General features: G+C 61.2%; 19 protein-coding genes. 17 read left to right on the forward strand and 2 right to left on the reverse strand.

Annotation, left to right across the window (positions count from 1 at the left end):
- The first annotated feature begins 49 nt into the window (after positions 1 to 49).
- The 17 genes from WB402_RS08670 to WB402_RS08750 all read left to right on the forward strand — a co-directional run bounded on the left by WB402_RS08670 (position 50) and on the right by WB402_RS08750 (position 14,838).
- The gene (locus WB402_RS08670) at positions 50 to 904 is read left to right on the forward strand and encodes a ParB/RepB/Spo0J family partition protein (protein ID WP_424206957.1); all 855 of its coding nucleotides are present in this window, start codon (positions 50 to 52) and stop codon (positions 902 to 904) included.
- A 141-nt stretch (positions 905 to 1,045) separates the two neighbouring features.
- Positions 1,046 to 1,489: a hypothetical protein gene (locus tag WB402_RS08675; protein WP_424206923.1), complete on the forward strand. Its 444-nt coding sequence runs from the start codon at positions 1,046 to 1,048 to the stop codon at positions 1,487 to 1,489.
- Positions 1,490 to 1,750: 261 nt separating this feature from the next.
- Complete coding sequence (locus tag WB402_RS08680) at positions 1,751 to 2,203, forward strand: CBS domain-containing protein (protein ID WP_424206925.1); 453 nt, start codon at positions 1,751 to 1,753, stop codon at positions 2,201 to 2,203.
- A 455-nt stretch (positions 2,204 to 2,658) separates the two neighbouring features.
- On the forward strand, positions 2,659 to 3,036 hold the full coding sequence (locus WB402_RS08685) for an ATP synthase subunit I (RefSeq protein WP_424206927.1): 378 nt from the start codon (positions 2,659 to 2,661) through the stop codon (positions 3,034 to 3,036).
- Between the two features lie 12 nt (positions 3,037 to 3,048).
- Positions 3,049 to 3,843 (forward strand): F0F1 ATP synthase subunit A, encoded by a 795-nt coding sequence (atpB, locus tag WB402_RS08690; protein WP_424206929.1) that lies wholly within the window; start codon positions 3,049 to 3,051, stop codon positions 3,841 to 3,843.
- 45 nt (positions 3,844 to 3,888) lie between these two features.
- Positions 3,889 to 4,164: a F0F1 ATP synthase subunit C gene (gene atpE / locus WB402_RS08695; protein WP_424206931.1), complete on the forward strand. Its 276-nt coding sequence runs from the start codon at positions 3,889 to 3,891 to the stop codon at positions 4,162 to 4,164.
- Positions 4,165 to 4,214: 50 nt separating this feature from the next.
- Entirely contained in the window at positions 4,215 to 4,685 is a 471-nt protein-coding gene (locus WB402_RS08700) for a F0F1 ATP synthase subunit B (protein WP_424206933.1), read from the forward strand.
- A gap of 4 nt (positions 4,686 to 4,689) precedes the next feature.
- Complete coding sequence (locus WB402_RS08705; protein WP_424206935.1) at positions 4,690 to 5,226, forward strand: F0F1 ATP synthase subunit delta; 537 nt, start codon at positions 4,690 to 4,692, stop codon at positions 5,224 to 5,226.
- Between the two features lie 210 nt (positions 5,227 to 5,436).
- A complete protein-coding gene (atpA, locus tag WB402_RS08710) occupies positions 5,437 to 6,978 on the forward strand; it encodes a F0F1 ATP synthase subunit alpha (protein ID WP_424206937.1) in 1,542 nt (513 codons plus the stop codon).
- A gap of 15 nt (positions 6,979 to 6,993) precedes the next feature.
- A complete protein-coding gene (gene atpG / locus WB402_RS08715) occupies positions 6,994 to 7,878 on the forward strand; it encodes a F0F1 ATP synthase subunit gamma (RefSeq protein ID WP_424206939.1) in 885 nt (294 codons plus the stop codon).
- 118 nt (positions 7,879 to 7,996) lie between these two features.
- Positions 7,997 to 9,373, forward strand: a complete 1,377-nt coding sequence (gene atpD, locus WB402_RS08720) for a F0F1 ATP synthase subunit beta (RefSeq protein WP_424206941.1) — start codon at positions 7,997 to 7,999, stop codon at positions 9,371 to 9,373.
- Positions 9,374 to 9,429: 56 nt separating this feature from the next.
- Positions 9,430 to 9,852: a F0F1 ATP synthase subunit epsilon gene (locus WB402_RS08725; RefSeq protein ID WP_424206943.1), complete on the forward strand. Its 423-nt coding sequence runs from the start codon at positions 9,430 to 9,432 to the stop codon at positions 9,850 to 9,852.
- Between the two features lie 37 nt (positions 9,853 to 9,889).
- Complete coding sequence (locus WB402_RS08730; protein WP_424206945.1) at positions 9,890 to 10,378, forward strand: FKBP-type peptidyl-prolyl cis-trans isomerase; 489 nt, start codon at positions 9,890 to 9,892, stop codon at positions 10,376 to 10,378.
- Positions 10,379 to 10,438: 60 nt separating this feature from the next.
- The gene (gene glmU / locus WB402_RS08735) at positions 10,439 to 11,815 is read left to right on the forward strand and encodes a bifunctional UDP-N-acetylglucosamine diphosphorylase/glucosamine-1-phosphate N-acetyltransferase GlmU (RefSeq protein ID WP_424206947.1); all 1,377 of its coding nucleotides are present in this window, start codon (positions 10,439 to 10,441) and stop codon (positions 11,813 to 11,815) included.
- Positions 11,816 to 11,831: 16 nt separating this feature from the next.
- Positions 11,832 to 13,667 (forward strand): glutamine--fructose-6-phosphate transaminase (isomerizing), encoded by a 1,836-nt coding sequence (gene glmS, locus WB402_RS08740; protein ID WP_424206949.1) that lies wholly within the window; start codon positions 11,832 to 11,834, stop codon positions 13,665 to 13,667.
- 185 nt (positions 13,668 to 13,852) lie between these two features.
- A complete protein-coding gene (locus WB402_RS08745) occupies positions 13,853 to 14,632 on the forward strand; it encodes a hypothetical protein (RefSeq protein ID WP_424206951.1) in 780 nt (259 codons plus the stop codon).
- Between the two features lie 20 nt (positions 14,633 to 14,652).
- Positions 14,653 to 14,838 (forward strand): EAL domain-containing protein, encoded by a 186-nt coding sequence (locus WB402_RS08750; protein WP_424206959.1) that lies wholly within the window; start codon positions 14,653 to 14,655, stop codon positions 14,836 to 14,838.
- Positions 14,839 to 14,864: 26 nt separating this feature from the next.
- On the opposite strand, the gene cydB is transcribed toward WB402_RS08750, so the two are convergent.
- Together cydB and WB402_RS08760 are read right to left on the reverse strand one after the other, a co-directional pair.
- Complete coding sequence (gene cydB / locus WB402_RS08755; RefSeq protein WP_424206953.1) at positions 14,865 to 15,875, reverse strand: cytochrome d ubiquinol oxidase subunit II; 1,011 nt, start codon at positions 15,873 to 15,875, stop codon at positions 14,865 to 14,867.
- On the reverse strand, positions 15,872 to 16,171 hold a 300-nt coding region (locus tag WB402_RS08760), incomplete at its 5' end, for a cytochrome ubiquinol oxidase subunit I (RefSeq protein WP_424206955.1). The genes WB402_RS08760 and cydB, both read right to left, overlap by 4 nt.

A 16,171-nucleotide genomic window follows, 5' to 3' on the forward strand; every position in this document is an offset into this window, starting at 1 on the left:
GTCTCACGGAGGCGTCGGGCATGAGCAGCATGAAGAGGCGATGAGCATGATGACCACCAAGAAACCGCAACGCCTGGGGCGTGGGCTCGATGCGCTGTTGAGCGCCTACGAATCGCCGGCGGAAAAGGATGAACTGCGTCAGATTCCCATCGACCAGCTGCAGCGCGGAAAATACCAGCCGCGCACCCATATGAACCCCGAGGCGCTGGAGGAGCTGGCGGCCTCGATCAGAGCTCAGGGCGTGGTGCAGCCGATCGTGGCGCGCCCGCTGTCCGGAGGCAACTACGAGATCGTTGCCGGCGAGCGCCGCTGGCGCGCGGCGCAGATCGCCGGCCTCGAATACATCCCGGCGGTGGTGCGCCAGATTCCTGATGAGGCCGCGATCGCCATCGCGCTTATCGAGAACATCCAGCGCGAAAACCTCAATCCCGTCGAGGAAGCCAACGCGTTCACCCGCCTGATCGATGAATTCCACATGACCCACCAGCAGGTCGCCGAAGCCGTGGGCCGCTCGCGCGCGGCCGTGACCAACATGCTGCGGTTGCTTACGCTGAACGGCGACGTGCGCGAATTGCTCGAGACCGGCAAGATGGACATGGGTCATGCGCGCGCGCTGCTCGCGCTCGAGGGCAAGCTTCAGAGCCAGGCGGCGTACCAGGTGGTGGAGAAAGGATTGTCGGTGCGCGAGACGGAGCATTTCGTGCGGCGCCTGCTCGCTAAGCCCGCGGGACATAAATCCGCCGGAGGGCGTATGGACCCCGACACCCGGGCGCTGGCACAAAAACTTTCCGAAAAGCTCGGCACCAAGGTTCGCTTTCAGCACAGCGCCAAGGGCAAAGGCCGGGTCGTGATCGAATACAATACCCTGGAAGAGCTTGACGGTATTCTGGCCCATATCCGCTAGCCGCCAGGACCCTGGCGCAGTTCTATCCAAATAGGGTGCATTATTCGCCTGGGGCACCGGGCGCTACCCGCTTGGCGGCCATTGGTGCGGCGACTATAACTAGATGTAGAGATATCGTTCAGAAGGGTTATGGAGGACCTGATGAAAAGGGCAACCGTATTTTTGATTCTGAGTTTGGTCGTGCCCGTGATGGCGGGCGCGCAAGACCTGGCTTCGTTGGAGCAGATGCGTCAGACGGCGGAACAAGGCAACGCTGATGCCCAGCTGGAGATGGGTATTCTGTACGAGTTTGGTTACCACATGCCGAAGAACAACATCACCGCGCTCGCCTGGTATCGACGCTCCGCCGCGCAGGGCAATGCGCTCGCCGTTAAACGTGCCGACGAACTGAAGTCACACATGACGCCGGATGAAGTTGACGCGGCGGACAAGCTTTCAAAAGAGCTGATGACCAAGCAGCCCGCACAAGCGGACACAACACAAGCCACAACACCAGCTACTGAGACGCCGCCGGCGGAAAAGCCGGCCTCCTCTACACCACCAACCACTGAGGCGCCGCCGGAAAAGCCAGCCTCCTCACCGTAAGCTATCCGTTTCACGGGGCGGCCGATCCCGCCCATTACATGCGTCATCTTCTGGTTGCGTATCCCCCGCGGATTACGAATTACGCGGATGACAGGTTTGCGTGGCGTCTCGTCACGTCGATGCGCCCTTGGACGCCGTCCCGGTAGACACTCAAACTGGAGCGTGTAACATTACCGCCCCGATGTCGGCGGTCGGCAACTGAACTGCAGCCGCATTACTGATTATGCTAACAACTCCCGGGTGACCCGGCGGAGAGAGGCAATGCTCGTAAAGGAAATCATGACCACCTCCGTCAAGGTGGCCAGCACCACCGATCCGGTTCGCGACATCGCGACCGTGATGTGCTTCAACAAGATCAGCGGTGTGCCGGTGGTCGACGCCCAGCAGAAGCTGATCGGCATGATTTCGGAGAAAGACATCCTGCATGCGATGTTCCCCACCTTGCAGGACGTGATGGAAAACCCGACCCCGCCCGATTTCGAGAAGCTGGAGCGCGAGTACCGCGACGTGGTCACCCTCAAGGTCGGCGACCTGATGACCACCGTCCTGTATGTCGCCGATCCGGACATGCCGGTGCTCAAGGCGGCCTCGATCATGTTCCGCAATCGCATCCGGCGCATTCCCGTGGCCAAGAATGGGGTGCTGCTCGGGATCATCAGCATTGGTGATGTGCACAAGGCGATGTTCCGTGAGAATCTGACACACCAGGGATGAGCTTACGTCCTTGGCGGAATCGTTAAGAATTTGATTTATGGGCTTTCTGGCACAATTCCTTGACGCTATATTGTATCGACTCCGTGGCGGGCCAAGACTTTAGCCGGAGGGACTGAAGCGGAATCCAGGTATGAGCGGGGGGTCGCCGGCGGGTTTTATCGCTACAGGACGCGCCTTACTGATGTCCGACGAGTATCCTCGATCAAAGGTGCTTATATGCTCATTGACACTATGGTCATTGACCCTGTTGGCGGGCGCCTTTTACTATACTGCGCGCCTTCCCATAAATGGCTCAACTGACAAGGTGTGGTTGAGTACACTGCGTTTCAGGAATCGGTAATTAGTAACTGCAGACCTGGCTGCTTGCGAAGTGATGGTTATGGCTATGAAAAAGTCTGTTGACACACCGCCGCTTACGCCGGTCAGGTCGCTCGGCTGTCGAGCCATGACCATCCATGGGGTATAAATCAATTGCATACCGGATAGTTCTGGCGCAACTGGGAATTGCGCTGGTGCTCGCGGCTGTATGTCTGGCTGCTTGGGGACGATCGACAGCCGTAGCCGCCCTGGGCGGTGGTGCGATCGGTGTCGTCACCAACCTGTATGTGGCGCTCCGGGTATTCGGCAACGGTGCCGTGAGGCCAGCCCAGCAGGTCTTGCAGCGTTTCTATGCGGCCGAGGCGGTGAAGTTCGCGCTAACGCTCGGGCTGTTCGCGCTTGGCATTGGCGTACTCAAGCTGAACGCCCTGCCGCTGCTGGGTGGTTACGGGCTGACTCTGGCGGTGTACTGGCTGGCGTTGCTCCCGACCCGGCCGAAGCTGGAACTGAACTGAGCAGCGCAAGCCATGAGCACATCCGAAGGCCCGAAAACGTCGACCGACTATATCGTCCACCACCTCACCAATCTGTCGACCGGTGAGGGGTTCTGGGCGCTGCATTGGGACACGCTGTTCTTCTCGTTGCTGCTCGGCTTGGTGCTGGTGCTCGTCTTCGGCATCGTGGCACGCCGCGCCACCACCGGCGTGCCGGGCGGGCTGCAGAATTTCGTCGAGCTCATGGTCGAGTTCGTCGATAAGCAGGTCAAGGACACGTTTCATGGGCGCAGCGCGCTGATCGCGCCGCTGGCGCTGACCATATTCTGCTGGGTGTTCCTGTGGAACGCCATGGATCTCGTGCCGGTGGACGCCCTGCCCGAGCCGGCAAAATCGCTCGGTGTTCCCTACCTGCGCATGGTGCCGTCCACCGACCTGAACGCCACCTTCGGGCTATCGCTATCGGTGCTGCTGCTGATAATCTTCTACAGCATCAAGATCAAGGGCCCGCTCGGCTACGCCAAGGAATTTCTCACCCATCCGTTCGGCCCGTACCTGTTTCCGGCCAACCTGCTGCTCAATATCGTCGAGCTCGCCGCCAAGCCGATCTCGCTGGCGCTGCGACTGTTCGGCAACCTGTACGCTGGCGAGATGATTTTCATCCTGATCGCGCTCATGTACGGCGGTGGCCTGGTGCTCGGCACGCTCGCCGGGGTGCTGCAGCTCGGCTGGGCGATCTTCCACCTGCTGATCATCACGCTGCAGGCGTTCATTTTCATGGTGTTGACCATCGTGTACCTGAGCATGGCGCACGAGGACAGTCACTGATCTGGTTTCGACTCTCAACTCTTTAACTCTTCCGGAGGAAAAAAGATGGAAACTCTGTACGGCATGACCGCGGTGGCGGTGGGTATCATCCTCGGTATGGGCGCGCTCGGCACCGCGATCGGCTTCGGAATTCTCGGCGGCAAGTTCCTCGAAGGCGCGGCACGGCAGCCGGAGATGGTCCCGATGCTGCAGGTGAAGATGTTCATCGTTGCCGGCCTGCTCGACGCCGTGACCATGATCGGCGTGGGCCTGTCGCTGTGGTTCACCACCGCCAACCCGTTCGTTGCCGCGCTCAAGGCAGCGGCCACGGCAGCGCACTAGTCGCGCCGGCCGGTCCGTTTCTCCCGCATTCGAGTGAAGGAGCTTCGCCCGTGAACATCAATGCCACCCTCATTGGTCAGATGATCAGCTTCGCGCTGCTCGTATGGTTCACGATGAAATTCGTCTGGCCCCCGGTCACCAAGGCGTTGGCCGAGCGCCAGCAGCGCATCGCCGATGGCTTGGCCGCCGCCGAGCGCGGCAAGCAGGAACTTGGCCTGGCGCAGAAGAAAGCTACCGAGATTCTGCACGAGGCGCACGCTGATGCCGCCGACATGCTCGCGCAAACCGCGCGCCGTGCCGCCGAGATCATCGAGCAGTCGAAGAACGAGGCGCGCGCCGAAGGCGAACGGCAGATCGCTGCGGCCCAAGTCGAGATCGAGCAGATGACGCACCACGCGCGCGAACAGCTGCGCGCCGAGACCTCGACCGCGGCCATTGCCGTGGCCGGCAAGATTCTGGAGCGCGAGATCGACGCCAAGACCCACCAGAAGCTCCTGAACGAACTGGTGGGCCAGATCTAAAGCCATGGCCGAGGCACTCACCATCGCCCGTCCCTACGCCAAGGCGGCGTTTGAGACTGCGCAGGCGAAGCAGCAGCTGGCCGCCTGGTCGCGCATGCTGGCCGCCGCGGCCGCGGGCGTCGGCGAGCCCGCCGTGCAGATATTGCTCGGCAGCCCGAAATTGCCGAAGCAACAGATTGCGCAGATTTTCGTCGAGCTCGTGGGCCAAGAGCTCGGCGACAGCGGCGCGAATTTCATCGAGCTGTTGGCGGAAAACCGCCGTCTCGGACTATTGCCCGTGATAGCGCAGGTATTCGCGCAGCTGCGCGCTGACGCCGAGCGCACGATCGAGGCGACCGTGATCTCGGCCAGCCCGCTCGGCGATGAAGAACGCGCGGCGCTGGCCCGGGCCCTGAAAAAGCGGCTCAACCGCGAAGTGACACTCCAGTGTGAAACCGATTCCCGGCTCATCGGCGGCGCCGTGATCCGCGCCGGGGATCTCGTGATCGACGGTTCGGTGCGCAGCAAGCTCGAACGGCTGGGCCTGGCGCTGGCCCGTTAGTGACCCGGCACGATCACATTTGAACGAAGGGGAAACGTTTGTGACTGACAGAATCTGCGTGATGAGGCGAGCGTGCCGGGTCAATAAAGAAATTCTTACGATTTTGTTTATTGCGGCGGCACGGTGGCATCGTTCGCGGACCCCGGACCCTTCAGCCGGTCCGGCACGTTCAGATTGTTTCATGCCGCCGCAATAAACAGAGGAACGACGATGCAACTCAATCCATCCGAAATCAGCGAACTGATCCGCGCGCGCATCGAGAAGTTCGCGCCGCAAGCCGAGGCCCGCAATGAGGGCACGGTGGTCGGTCTCACCGACGGCATCTGCCGCGTGCACGGCCTGGCTGACGCCATGCAGGGCGAGATGCTCGAATTCCCGGGCAACACCTTCGGGCTCGCGCTCAACCTCGAGCGCGACTCGGTCGGTGCCGTGATCCTGGGCGAGTACAAGCACATCACCGAGGGCGACGCCGTGAAATGCACCGGCCGCATCCTGGAAGTGCCGGTCGGCCCGGAACTGATCGGGCGCGTGGTGAACGCGCTGGGCCAACCGATCGACGGCCGCGGTCCGATCGCCACCCAGCTCACGAGCCCGATCGAAAAGATTGCGCCGGGCGTGATCGCGCGCCAGTCGGTGAGCCAGCCGGTACAGACCGGTCTCAAGTCCATTGACGCAATGGTGCCGATCGGCCGCGGCCAGCGCGAGCTCATCATCGGCGACCGCCAGACCGGCAAGACCGCACTTGCCATCGATACCATCATCAATCAGAAAGGCACGGGCGTGATTTGTATCTACGTCGCCATCGGCCAGAAGGCCTCGTCGGTGGCCGCCACGGTGCGCAAGCTTGAGGAATATGGTGCCATGGGCCACACCATTGTGGTGGCGGCGAGCGCCGCCGAGTCGGCGGCCATGCTGTACATCGCACCCTACTCCGGCTGCGCCATGGGCGAGTACTTCCGCGACAGCGGCCAGGACGCGCTGATCGTGTACGACGACCTCACCAAGCAGGCCTGGGCGTACCGCCAGATCTCGCTGCTGCTGCGCCGCCCGCCGGGGCGCGAGGCGTATCCGGGTGACGTGTTCTATCTGCATTCACGCCTGTTGGAGCGCGCCGCGCGCGTCAATTCCGATTATGTCGAGAAGGTGACCCACGGCAAGGTGAAGGGCAAGACCGGCTCGCTCACCGCACTGCCGGTGATCGAAACCCAGGCCGGTGACGTGTCGGCGTTTGTGCCGACCAATGTGATCTCGATTACCGATGGCCAGATTTTCCTTGAGACCGACCTGTTCAATTCCGGCATGCGCCCGGCGATCAACGCCGGCCTGTCGGTGTCGCGTGTCGGCGGCGCCGCCCAGACCAAGGTCGTCAAGAAACTCGGCGGCAGCGTGCGTCTGGCGCTGGCCCAGTACCGCGAACTGGCGGCGTTCGCGCAGTTCGCCTCGGACCTGGACGCCGCCACCCGCAAGCAGCTTGATCGCGGTGCGCGCATCATGGAGGTCATGAAACAACCGCAGTACTCGCCGATGAGTGTGGCGCAGATGGCGGTGTCGCTGTTCGCGGTGAATGAAGGTTTCCTGGACGAGGTGCCGGTCAACAAGATTCGCGCCTTCGAGGACGCCTTGCAGGCGTACATGAAATCGAGCCAGGCGGCGCTGATGGACAAGATCAACGCAACGCCGGAGTACTCCGACGACGTGGCCAAGGCCTTGCGCCAGGCGCTCGAAGACTTCAAGGCGCATCACGTCTGGTAACGTGGACATAAGACCATGGCGATCGGCAAAGAGATACGCAAGCAGATCAAGAGCATCCAGAACACGCAGAAGATCACGCGTGCCATGGAAATGGTCGCGGCCAGCAAGATGCGCCGCGCCCAGGAACGCATGCAGGCGGCGCGCCCGTACGCGTACAAGATCCGTAACGTCGTGAGCCACCTGCACTACGCGCATTCGGAATATAAACACCCGTTCGTGATCGAGCGCGAGACGAAACGCACCGGCATGATTCTGGTTACCTCCGATCGCGGCCTGTGCGGTGGCCTGAACACGAATTTGCTGCGCACGGCGCTGGTCGAAATGAAGGCCTGGCATGACAAGAAGATTGACATCGACCTGTGCACCATCGGCAGCAAGGGCTTCATGTTCAGCAAGCGCATCGGGGCGAACATCCTGTCGCACGTGGCGCATCTGGGTGACAACCCGCGCATCGAGGATCTGATCGGCACGGTCAAGGTTATGCTTGACGCCTACATCGAGGGCAAGATCGACCGGCTGTATGTCATCTACAACCGGTTCGTGAATACCATGTCCCAGCAGCCGGTCATTGAACAATTGCTGCCGCTACCGGAAATCGCCGCGGCGACGGCGACCGAGACTGAAACCGATGGGCTCAAGCATCACTGGGATTACATCTATGAACCGGACGCACACGAGCTGCTGGACGATTTGCTGACGCGTTACATCGAGTCGCAGGTATATCACGGGGTGTCGGAAAATCAGGCCTGCGAGCAGTCGGCGCGCATGGTGGCCATGAAGTCGGCATCCGACAACGCCGGTACGCTGATTGACGAATTGAAATTGAAGTACAACAAAGCCCGCCAGGCGGCGATTACCCAGGAAATATCGGAGATCGTCGGCGGCGCCGCGGCGGTTTGAACGGATAATTCACCGCAAAGACGCGAAGGACGCAAAGAAAAGCTTTTTTAAATTTTAAAACCCTTTGCGCTCTTTGCGCCTTTGCGGTGAAAGAATTTACTTTTTGAGGCACTGAAAGATGACTAACGGAAAAATCGTGCAAATCATCAGCGCGGTAGTGGACGTGGAATTCCCGCGTGATGCCCTGCCCAAGGTTTATGACGCCTTGAAGCTCGCCGAGGTCGATTTGACGCTCGAAGTTCAGCAGCAGTTGGGCGACGGGGTGGTGCGCTGCATCGCCATGGGCAGCACCGACGGCATCAAGCGCGGCATGGACGTGGCCAACAGCGGCAGCCCGATCTCGGTGCCGGTCGGCACCAAAACGCTCGGCCGCATCATGGACGTGCTGGGCCGTCCCATCGACGAAATCGGCCCGATCGGCAACGAGAAATCGATGCCGATCCATCGCCAGCCTCCGAGCTATGAAGAGCAGGCCGCCTCGGCCGAGTTGCTCGAGACCGGCATCAAGGTGATCGACCTGATGTGCCCGTTCGCCAAGGGCGGCAAGATCGGCCTGTTCGGCGGCGCCGGCGTCGGCAAAACCGTGGCCATGATGGAGCTGATCCGCAACATCGCCGTCGAGCATTCCGGCTACGCGGTGTTCGCCGGTGTCGGCGAGCGTACCCGCGAGGGCAATGACTTCTATCACGAGATGAAAGAAAGCGGCGTGCTGGATAAAGTCTCGCTGGTCTACGGCCAGATGAACGAGCCGCCCGGAAACCGTTTGCGAGTCGCGCTCACCGGCCTGACCATCGCCGAGAATTTCCGCGACGAAGGCCGTGACGTGCTGCTGTTCATCGACAACATTTACCGCTATACGCTGGCCGGCACCGAGGTATCGGCACTCTTGGGCCGCATGCCGTCGGCGGTGGGTTACCAGCCGACGCTTGCCTACGAGATGGGCATCCTGCAGGAACGCATCACCTCGACCAAGACCGGCTCGATCACGTCCATTCAGGCCGTATACGTACCGGCCGATGACCTGACCGACCCATCGCCGGCGACGACCTTCTCGCATCTCGACGCCACCGTGGTGTTATCGCGCCAGGTGGCGGAGCTGGGCATTTATCCGGCGGTCGATCCCCTGGATTCCACCAGCCGCCAGCTCGACCCGCATATCGTCGGCGAGGAACACTACAAAACCACGCGCGATGTGCAGGTGACGTTGCAGCGTTACAAGGAACTGCAGGACATCATCGCTATTCTCGGCATGGATGAACTGTCGGAAGACGACAAGCTCGCCGTCAGCCGTGCCCGCAAGATTCAGCGGTTCCTGTCGCAGCCGTTCTTCGTGGCCGAGGTATTCACCGGAACACCGGGAAAATTTGTCTCGCTCAAGGACACGATCCGCGGCTTTCGCGGCATCGTCGACGGCGAATACGACAGTTATCCGGAGCAGGCCTTCTACATGGTCGGCTCCATTGACGAAGTGGCCGAGAAGGCGAAGACACTCTAAATGTGGAATGGCGAATGCAAGTTCCGAATCGCGGAATCCGCGTTCAGGTTTGAAAAATGGCTATGACAATACACGTTGATATCGTGTCCGCCGAGAAGGAGATCTACTCCGGCAGGGCGGAAATCGTGTTCGCGCCGCTCGTGACCGGCGAGGTCGGCATCCTGCCGCGGCATGCACCGTTGCTGGCGCGCATGAAGCCGGGCGAGGTGCGCGTGCGCACCGGCACCGAGGAGTTATTCTTCTATGTCTCCGGCGGTCTGCTGGAAGTGCAGCCGTACGTGGTCACGGTCCTCGCCGATACCGCGTTGCGCGCCCGCGACCTCGACGAGGCCGCCGCGCTCAAGGCCAAGGAACTTGCTGAGGAAGCGCTGCGTAACCGACAAGCGAGTATTAACTACGCCAAGGAGCTGGCCGAACTGTCCGAGGCCGTCGCGCGACTGCGCACCATCCAGAAGCTGCGTGATCGTGCCGGCAAGTAAGCAGCCAGCGCGCGTTTTTTATCCCACATTTAATTCCATGACCGCATCCGTCGTCACCAAAAACAGGGTCGTATCCCTGATTTACGCCGTGCGCAACCAGAAGGGCGAGTTGTTTGAATACCGCGATCTGCCGATATCGTACGTCCATGGTTCCGGTGTCGATCTGTTTCCCAAGATCGAGGCAGCACTGGAGGGACGCACCATCGGCGACCGCGTCGTGGTAGAACTGTCGCCGGCCGATGCCTTTGGCGAGCACGACCCCAAGCTCACCTTCACCGACGACATTGATAACGCGCCACCCGAATTGCGCCATGTCGGTGCCGAGTTCGAGGCGCAGAATGCCAAAGGCGAAAGCATCCTACTGGTGGTGACGCGCGTCGAAGCCGACAAGATTACGGTGGACGCCAATCATCCACTGGCGGGTCAGACCATCACCTTCGAGGTGACAGTGCGGGACATACGCGACGCCACCCCCGAGGAAATCCGGAACGGCCGCCCCGCCGGCGATCTGCCCACGTTACAATAGATCACCCGGCCGTTTTTTTCCTATAGTTAACGGAATATGAAGGTGTCCACGTCCTGACCCATGTCTGCCCCCCTTGAAGTCGTTATTCTGGCCGCCGGCCAGGGCAAGCGCATGTATTCCGACACGCCCAAGGTGTTGCATCAGCTGGCCGGGCGTCCGTTGCTGGCGCACGTGTTGGAAAGCGCCCGCACGCTCAAGCCCGCCGCCGTGCACGTGGTGTACGGCCACGGCGGTGAACGGGTGCGCGAGGCGTTTGCGCACGCCGGGGTGAACTGGGCACGGCAGGCGGAGCAGAAAGGCACCGGCCACGCCGTGGCCCAGGCCACACCCGCTGTTGCCGATCAGGCCACCGTGCTGGTGCTTTACGGCGACGTGCCGCTGATCCGCTCGCAGACTTTGCAGGAGCTGCTTCAGGCGGCCGGTTCCGGCTGCCTCGCCCTGCTGACGGCGGAACTGGAGCAGCCCGCCGGCTACGGCCGTATTATCCGCGACACAGCCGGCCGGGTGGCACGCATCGTGGAAAGCAAGGATGCCACCCCCGAAGAGACCGCGGTGCGCGAGGTGAATACCGGTTTCCTGGCCGCCCCGGCTGACAAGCTCAAAAAATGGCTCGCCGCCCTGCGCAATCACAACGCCCAAGGCGAATACTATCTGACTGATATAATTGCCATGGCGGTGGCAGAAGGGGTGCCGATCGCAACCCGCTCACCCCGGGACATCTCGGAAATCCTCGGCGTCAACAGCAAGCAGGAGCTCGCGCAGGTGGAACGCATTCACCAGAAGCAGCAGGCGGAGAAACTCATGCAGCAGGGCGTGACCCTGCGCGACCCGGCGCGTCTCGATGTGCGCGGTGAGCTCAGCTGCGGGCGTGACGTGGTGATCGATGTCAACGTCATTTTTGAAGGCAAGGTGGTGCTCGGCGACCGCGTGCAGGTCGGCCCGAACAACGTTCTGCGTAACTGCACGGTGGGGAGCGACACCGTCATTCATCCGAACTGCGTCATCGAGCAGGCCGACGTCGGCGTCGACTGCCGCATCGGGCCGTTCGCCCGCCTCCGCCCCGAGACGAGCCTCGCGGCGCATGTGCATGTCGGCAACTTCGTCGAGGTGAAAAAATCCGAGGTCGGCGAAGGCAGCAAGATGAATCACCTGAGCTACATCGGCGACACCACGATTGGTGCGGGCGTCAACATCGGCGCCGGCACCATCACCTGCAACTACGACGGCGCCAACAAGCACCGCACCGTGATCGGCGACAATGTCTTCGTCGGTTCGAACACGGCGCTGGTGGCGCCGGTGACCGTGGGCGCGGGCGCCACCATCGGCGCGGGCTCGGTGATCACCAAAGAAGCACCGGCCGGGGAGCTCACGCTGACGCGTATCCCGCAGGTGACCAAGCCCGGCTGGAAGCGGCCGGTCAAGAAACCGAAAAAATAAACACGAGGTTTTTCCCATGTGTGGCATCGTCGGCGCGGTCGCGCAACGCAACGTGGTCCCGATCCTGATCGAGGGCCTGAAGCGCCTCGAATACCGCGGCTATGACTCGGCCGGGATCGCCGTGCTCGGCAACGGCGGCGCGGAACGTCTGGACCGCGTGCGCGCGGTCGGCAAGGTCAAGGCACTCGAGGACTCCATCCAGCAGCTCAAAACCGAAGGTCAGACCGGCATTGCCCACACCCGCTGGGCTACTCATGGCGTGCCGAGCGAGGACAACGCCCACCCGCACGTCAGCCATGGCGTCATTGCCGTGGTGCACAACGGGATCATTGAGAATCACGAGAAGCTGCGTAAGAAACTGCAGGAACTGGGCTATGAGTTCAACTCCCAGACCGACACCGAGGTGATCGCGCACCTGGTACATCACCATCTGAAGAAACACAAAGACCTGCGCCAGGCGGCGATGGCCGCGATCGGCGAGCTCGAGGGCGCGTATGCGCTCGGCATCATCAGCCGCGACGAACCGCACCGCCTGATCGCGGCGCGCCGGGGCAGTCCGCTGGTGGTCGGGGTCGGCGTCGAGGAACACTTCATCGGCTCCGACGTGCTTGCCCTGGCGCCGGTGACACGCAACGTGATCTATCTCGAGGAAGGCGATGTCGCCGACCTGCGCTGCACCGGATACACCCTCTACGACTCAAGCGGCAAGAAAGTGGAACGGCCGGTGCGCGTATCCGAGGCTTCAGCCGATGCCGTGGATCGCGGCCAGTATCGCAACTTCACAGAGAAGGAAATTTTCGAGCAGCCTAAAGCCGTCGCCGACACCCTCGAAGGTCGTCTCGGCAAACACCGCATTCTCGAAGAGGCTTTCGGCGTCACCGCCGGGCAGATCTTCGACAACACCAAAGCCGTTCAGATCATCGCCTGCGGCACGAGTTTCCACGCCGGTTCGGTGGCGCGCTACTGGATCGAAAGCCTCGCCGGCCTGCCATGCAATGTCGAGATTGCCAGCGAGTACCGCTACCGCAAGCACGTGGTCCTACCCGATACGCTGGTGGTGGCCATCTCGCAATCCGGCGAGACCGCCGATACGCTGGCCGCTCTGCAACAGACCAAGAAGCTCGGCTACGGCCATTCGCTCGCCATCTGTAACGTGCCGGAGAGTTCGCTGGTGCGCGAGTCGGAACTCACGCTGCTGACTCGCGCCGGCCCGGAGATCGGCGTGGCCTCGACCAAGGCCTTTGTCACCCAGCTGACCGCCTTGTTACTGCTCACCATCGCACTCGCGCGTCGGCATGGCCTGACGGCGGAGAAAGAAAAGAAATTAGTCGAAGAACTGGAGCAATTGCCGGGACGCATTCAGAAGGTCCTGGAACTCAGCGATGAAATCCGCCAGCTCTCCGAACGCTTCGTGGACAAGCAGCACGCGCTGTTCCTCGGACGTGGTGTGCATTATCCGATTGCCATGGAAGGGGCGCTCAAGCTCAAGGAAATCTCCTATATCCATGCCGAGTCCTACGCCGCCGGTGAATTGAAGCACGGCCCGCTGGCGCTGGTGGACGCCAACATGCCGGTGATCGCGGTGGCGCCGAACGATGAGCTGCTGGAGAAACTGAAATCCAATCTGCAGGAAGTCCGCGCCCGCGGCGGCGAACTCTACGTGTTCTCGGTCAAGGGTACCGGCGTGCGCGCCAGCAACACCACCAAGATCCGCATGCCCGAAGTGGGTGAGTGGACCTCGCCGATACTCTACACCGTGCCGCTGCAATTGCTGGCCTATTACGTGGCGCTGGCGAAGGGAACCGACGTGGATCAGCCGAGGAATTTGGCGAAGTCGGTAACCGTGGAGTAAGTGTCTTCTCTCCTTGCAGGAGAAATGTTGGCAAATCCGACAAAAGTCAGCGATGAGCTAGCCGCCATAAATCCAGTCTGTACAAGAACTAACTGAAGATGTAATTTGCACATCTGAAATGAAGCAGGCAGTGCACGCACCGTGCGGTTGCATAATATCGAGCTGGGGGCATGACCTAAAAATTCATGGCAACTGTACGCAAAATCCCGCTGTCAGAATCCGTGCTCAACATGATACAAGCGCACGTCAAGATGCACTGCGAGATGTTTACCACCGACACCGTATATCTGGACACCATCGGCTACGTTCCTGGCGGTCGAACCCTTGTTGAGTCCCATCACTGGCCGGTCAGAGAGGCCTTCGAATACTTCCAGAATCTCGGCGTGGGACGACTGGAGGGTGATTCTTTCAAGGTGCTGGACCCGGATTATTTCCGCGTCGATCCTGATCGACTCATCGTCCCCGTCAATTTCTCAATCGACGAGCGCATTCGCTCGGGCTTGCTGCTCATGCTTGACGTTTACGCCCAAGTTTTCGACGCCGAGAACCGGCTCAGGTTTTTTCTTAATCAAAAATTGGAGGATAAATTCGGTCCGGATTATGTTTTCTATTTACCGCAGCACGTCCAGGAGCGCATAGACCATGAGAAGTCGCGCACGAGTTGCTACGTGATCGATCCACGAAAAGGAGATCTGGAATTTACCCACTTTAGCGATCTCTCGCGGATCATTGTTGCTAATGAGGAATTCATTGCGGATAATCTGAGCCGTTCAGTGTTACTCGAGAAATTGGATTATCTCAATTCCATCCGTAACCTTGCTGCCCACAACAACCTGATTGAAGCGGCTGAGATCACTCGTATCCACAATAACTGCGAGATTGTTCGCCTTATCACCGGGATGGAGCTGCCTGCCATTAAACAAACACAGCCGACGGAAGAAGAACCGAGTAGTATCGACATCTGAGCACCTTTAACGACGCGGCCATCGCCACCGCCATTATCGCACTTGCCAAAAGCCTCCAGCTTACAGTTGTCGCGGAAGGTGTCGAAACCCAGGAGCAGTTGAACTTTCTGCGCCACCACGGTTGTGGCACTGCGCAAGGGTACTACTTTGCGCGGCCTTTGCCGGTGGAAGAATTCGTGCGCTTCCTGCGCGAAGGCCCACACTAGCGGCGATAAGACAGGCGAAATCGAGGTCAGTGACCGTAGCCGCGCTGGCCGACCTTGCCGCGGAACACCAGATACTGGTAGCCGTTGTAGATCAGCATGACCGGCAGCAGCATGCCGATCCCCGTAAGCATGAAGACCAGCGTTTTGGGCGAGGCGGCGGCGTTTTCGATGGTCACGGATGGCGGCAGCAGACTTGGATACAGGCTGATCGCGAGGCCGGCGAAGGACAGCACGAAGATCGCGAGGCTCCACACGAAGGGAGCGCTTTCCCTGCGTCGGCGCAGACTGCGCAGTAGCATGAGGAATGTGACCGCCGCGCAGACCGGCAGCGCCGTTATATAGTAGAACGCCGGGAAGGAAAACCAGCGCGCGGCGACGCGCGCATGCAGGAAGGGCGTGGTGACCGTGACAACGATCGCCACCGCGAGCATCAGCCATGCCGCGAGCCGCGCGCGCCGGTAGCTGCGCTCCTGAATATCGCCCTCGGTCTTCATGATGAGGTAGGTGGCGCCTAGCAGCGTGTAGCCGGACAGTACGCCCACGCCCACCACCAGGGAGAACGGGCTGAGCCAGTCCCAGACCCCGCCCACGAAACGTCCGTCGTTGACCTCCATTCCCTGGATGACGGCGCCGAGGGCGAGTCCCTGGCTCACGGCCGCCAGGGTGCTCCCGGCGCCGAAGGCCACGCCCCAGAGCCGCTTGCGATGCGCGTACTCATGAAACTCGAATGCCACGCCGCGGAAGATCAGTCCGAACAGCATCAGCATGATCGGGATATAGAGTGCGTGCAGCGCTACGCCGTAGACCAGCGGGAAGGCGCCGAACAATGCGCCGCCGAGCAGCACCAGCCAGGTTTCGTTGGCGTCCCAGACCGAACCCAGGCTTGCCATCATGATGCCGCGGTGATCCTCATTGCCGGCAAACAACGACAGTACGCCCACCCCGAGATCGAAGCCGTCCAGCAGTACGTACAGTGCCAGCATCAGGCCGATCAGGAAGAACCAGATATTGCCCAGAAAGAGTTGCAGCTCATTCATGGCGTCAGTCCGCCTACACCAGGCGTGTGTCGCCGAGCACGCGCCCGGGTTCGGTGTGCAGCGGGTTCGCCCCGCCGTGCCGGAACCGGTTCGTCGAGGTCCGGTCCGCGCTGGATGATGCGGCCGGCGAAGACCAGGAACCCGGCGAGCACAGCCAGATAGATCACCACATAGGCCACGAGTGTTGTCAGGACCGTGCCGGCGGGAAGCGCTGACGCGGCGTCGGCGGTACGCACCAAGCCCTCGACCACCCAGGGCTGACGGCCGACCTCGCGCGTGACCCAGCCCATCTCGAC

The organism is Sulfuricaulis sp., assembly GCF_049587675.1.
Classification (GTDB): domain Bacteria; phylum Pseudomonadota; class Gammaproteobacteria; order Acidiferrobacterales; family Sulfurifustaceae; genus Sulfuricaulis.

Coding starts and splice junctions, on each gene's coding strand:
- WB402_RS08670 (WP_424206957.1), top strand. CDS start 50: ATGACCACCAAGAAACCGCAACGCCTGGGGCGTGGGCTCGATGCGCTG.
- WB402_RS08675 (WP_424206923.1), top strand. CDS start 1,046: ATGAAAAGGGCAACCGTATTTTTGATTCTGAGTTTGGTCGTGCCCGTG.
- WB402_RS08680 (WP_424206925.1), top strand. CDS start 1,751: ATGCTCGTAAAGGAAATCATGACCACCTCCGTCAAGGTGGCCAGCACC.
- WB402_RS08685 (WP_424206927.1), top strand. CDS start 2,659: ATGGGGTATAAATCAATTGCATACCGGATAGTTCTGGCGCAACTGGGA.
- atpB (WP_424206929.1), top strand. CDS start 3,049: ATGAGCACATCCGAAGGCCCGAAAACGTCGACCGACTATATCGTCCAC.
- atpE (WP_424206931.1), top strand. CDS start 3,889: ATGGAAACTCTGTACGGCATGACCGCGGTGGCGGTGGGTATCATCCTC.
- WB402_RS08705 (WP_424206935.1), top strand. CDS start 4,690: ATGGCCGAGGCACTCACCATCGCCCGTCCCTACGCCAAGGCGGCGTTT.
- atpA (WP_424206937.1), top strand. CDS start 5,437: ATGCAACTCAATCCATCCGAAATCAGCGAACTGATCCGCGCGCGCATC.
- atpG (WP_424206939.1), top strand. CDS start 6,994: ATGGCGATCGGCAAAGAGATACGCAAGCAGATCAAGAGCATCCAGAAC.
- atpD (WP_424206941.1), top strand. CDS start 7,997: ATGACTAACGGAAAAATCGTGCAAATCATCAGCGCGGTAGTGGACGTG.
- WB402_RS08725 (WP_424206943.1), top strand. CDS start 9,430: ATGGCTATGACAATACACGTTGATATCGTGTCCGCCGAGAAGGAGATC.
- WB402_RS08730 (WP_424206945.1), top strand. CDS start 9,890: ATGACCGCATCCGTCGTCACCAAAAACAGGGTCGTATCCCTGATTTAC.
- glmU (WP_424206947.1), top strand. CDS start 10,439: ATGTCTGCCCCCCTTGAAGTCGTTATTCTGGCCGCCGGCCAGGGCAAG.
- glmS (WP_424206949.1), top strand. CDS start 11,832: ATGTGTGGCATCGTCGGCGCGGTCGCGCAACGCAACGTGGTCCCGATC.
- WB402_RS08745 (WP_424206951.1), top strand. CDS start 13,853: ATGGCAACTGTACGCAAAATCCCGCTGTCAGAATCCGTGCTCAACATG.
- cydB (WP_424206953.1), bottom strand. CDS start 15,875: ATGAATGAGCTGCAACTCTTTCTGGGCAATATCTGGTTCTTCCTGATC.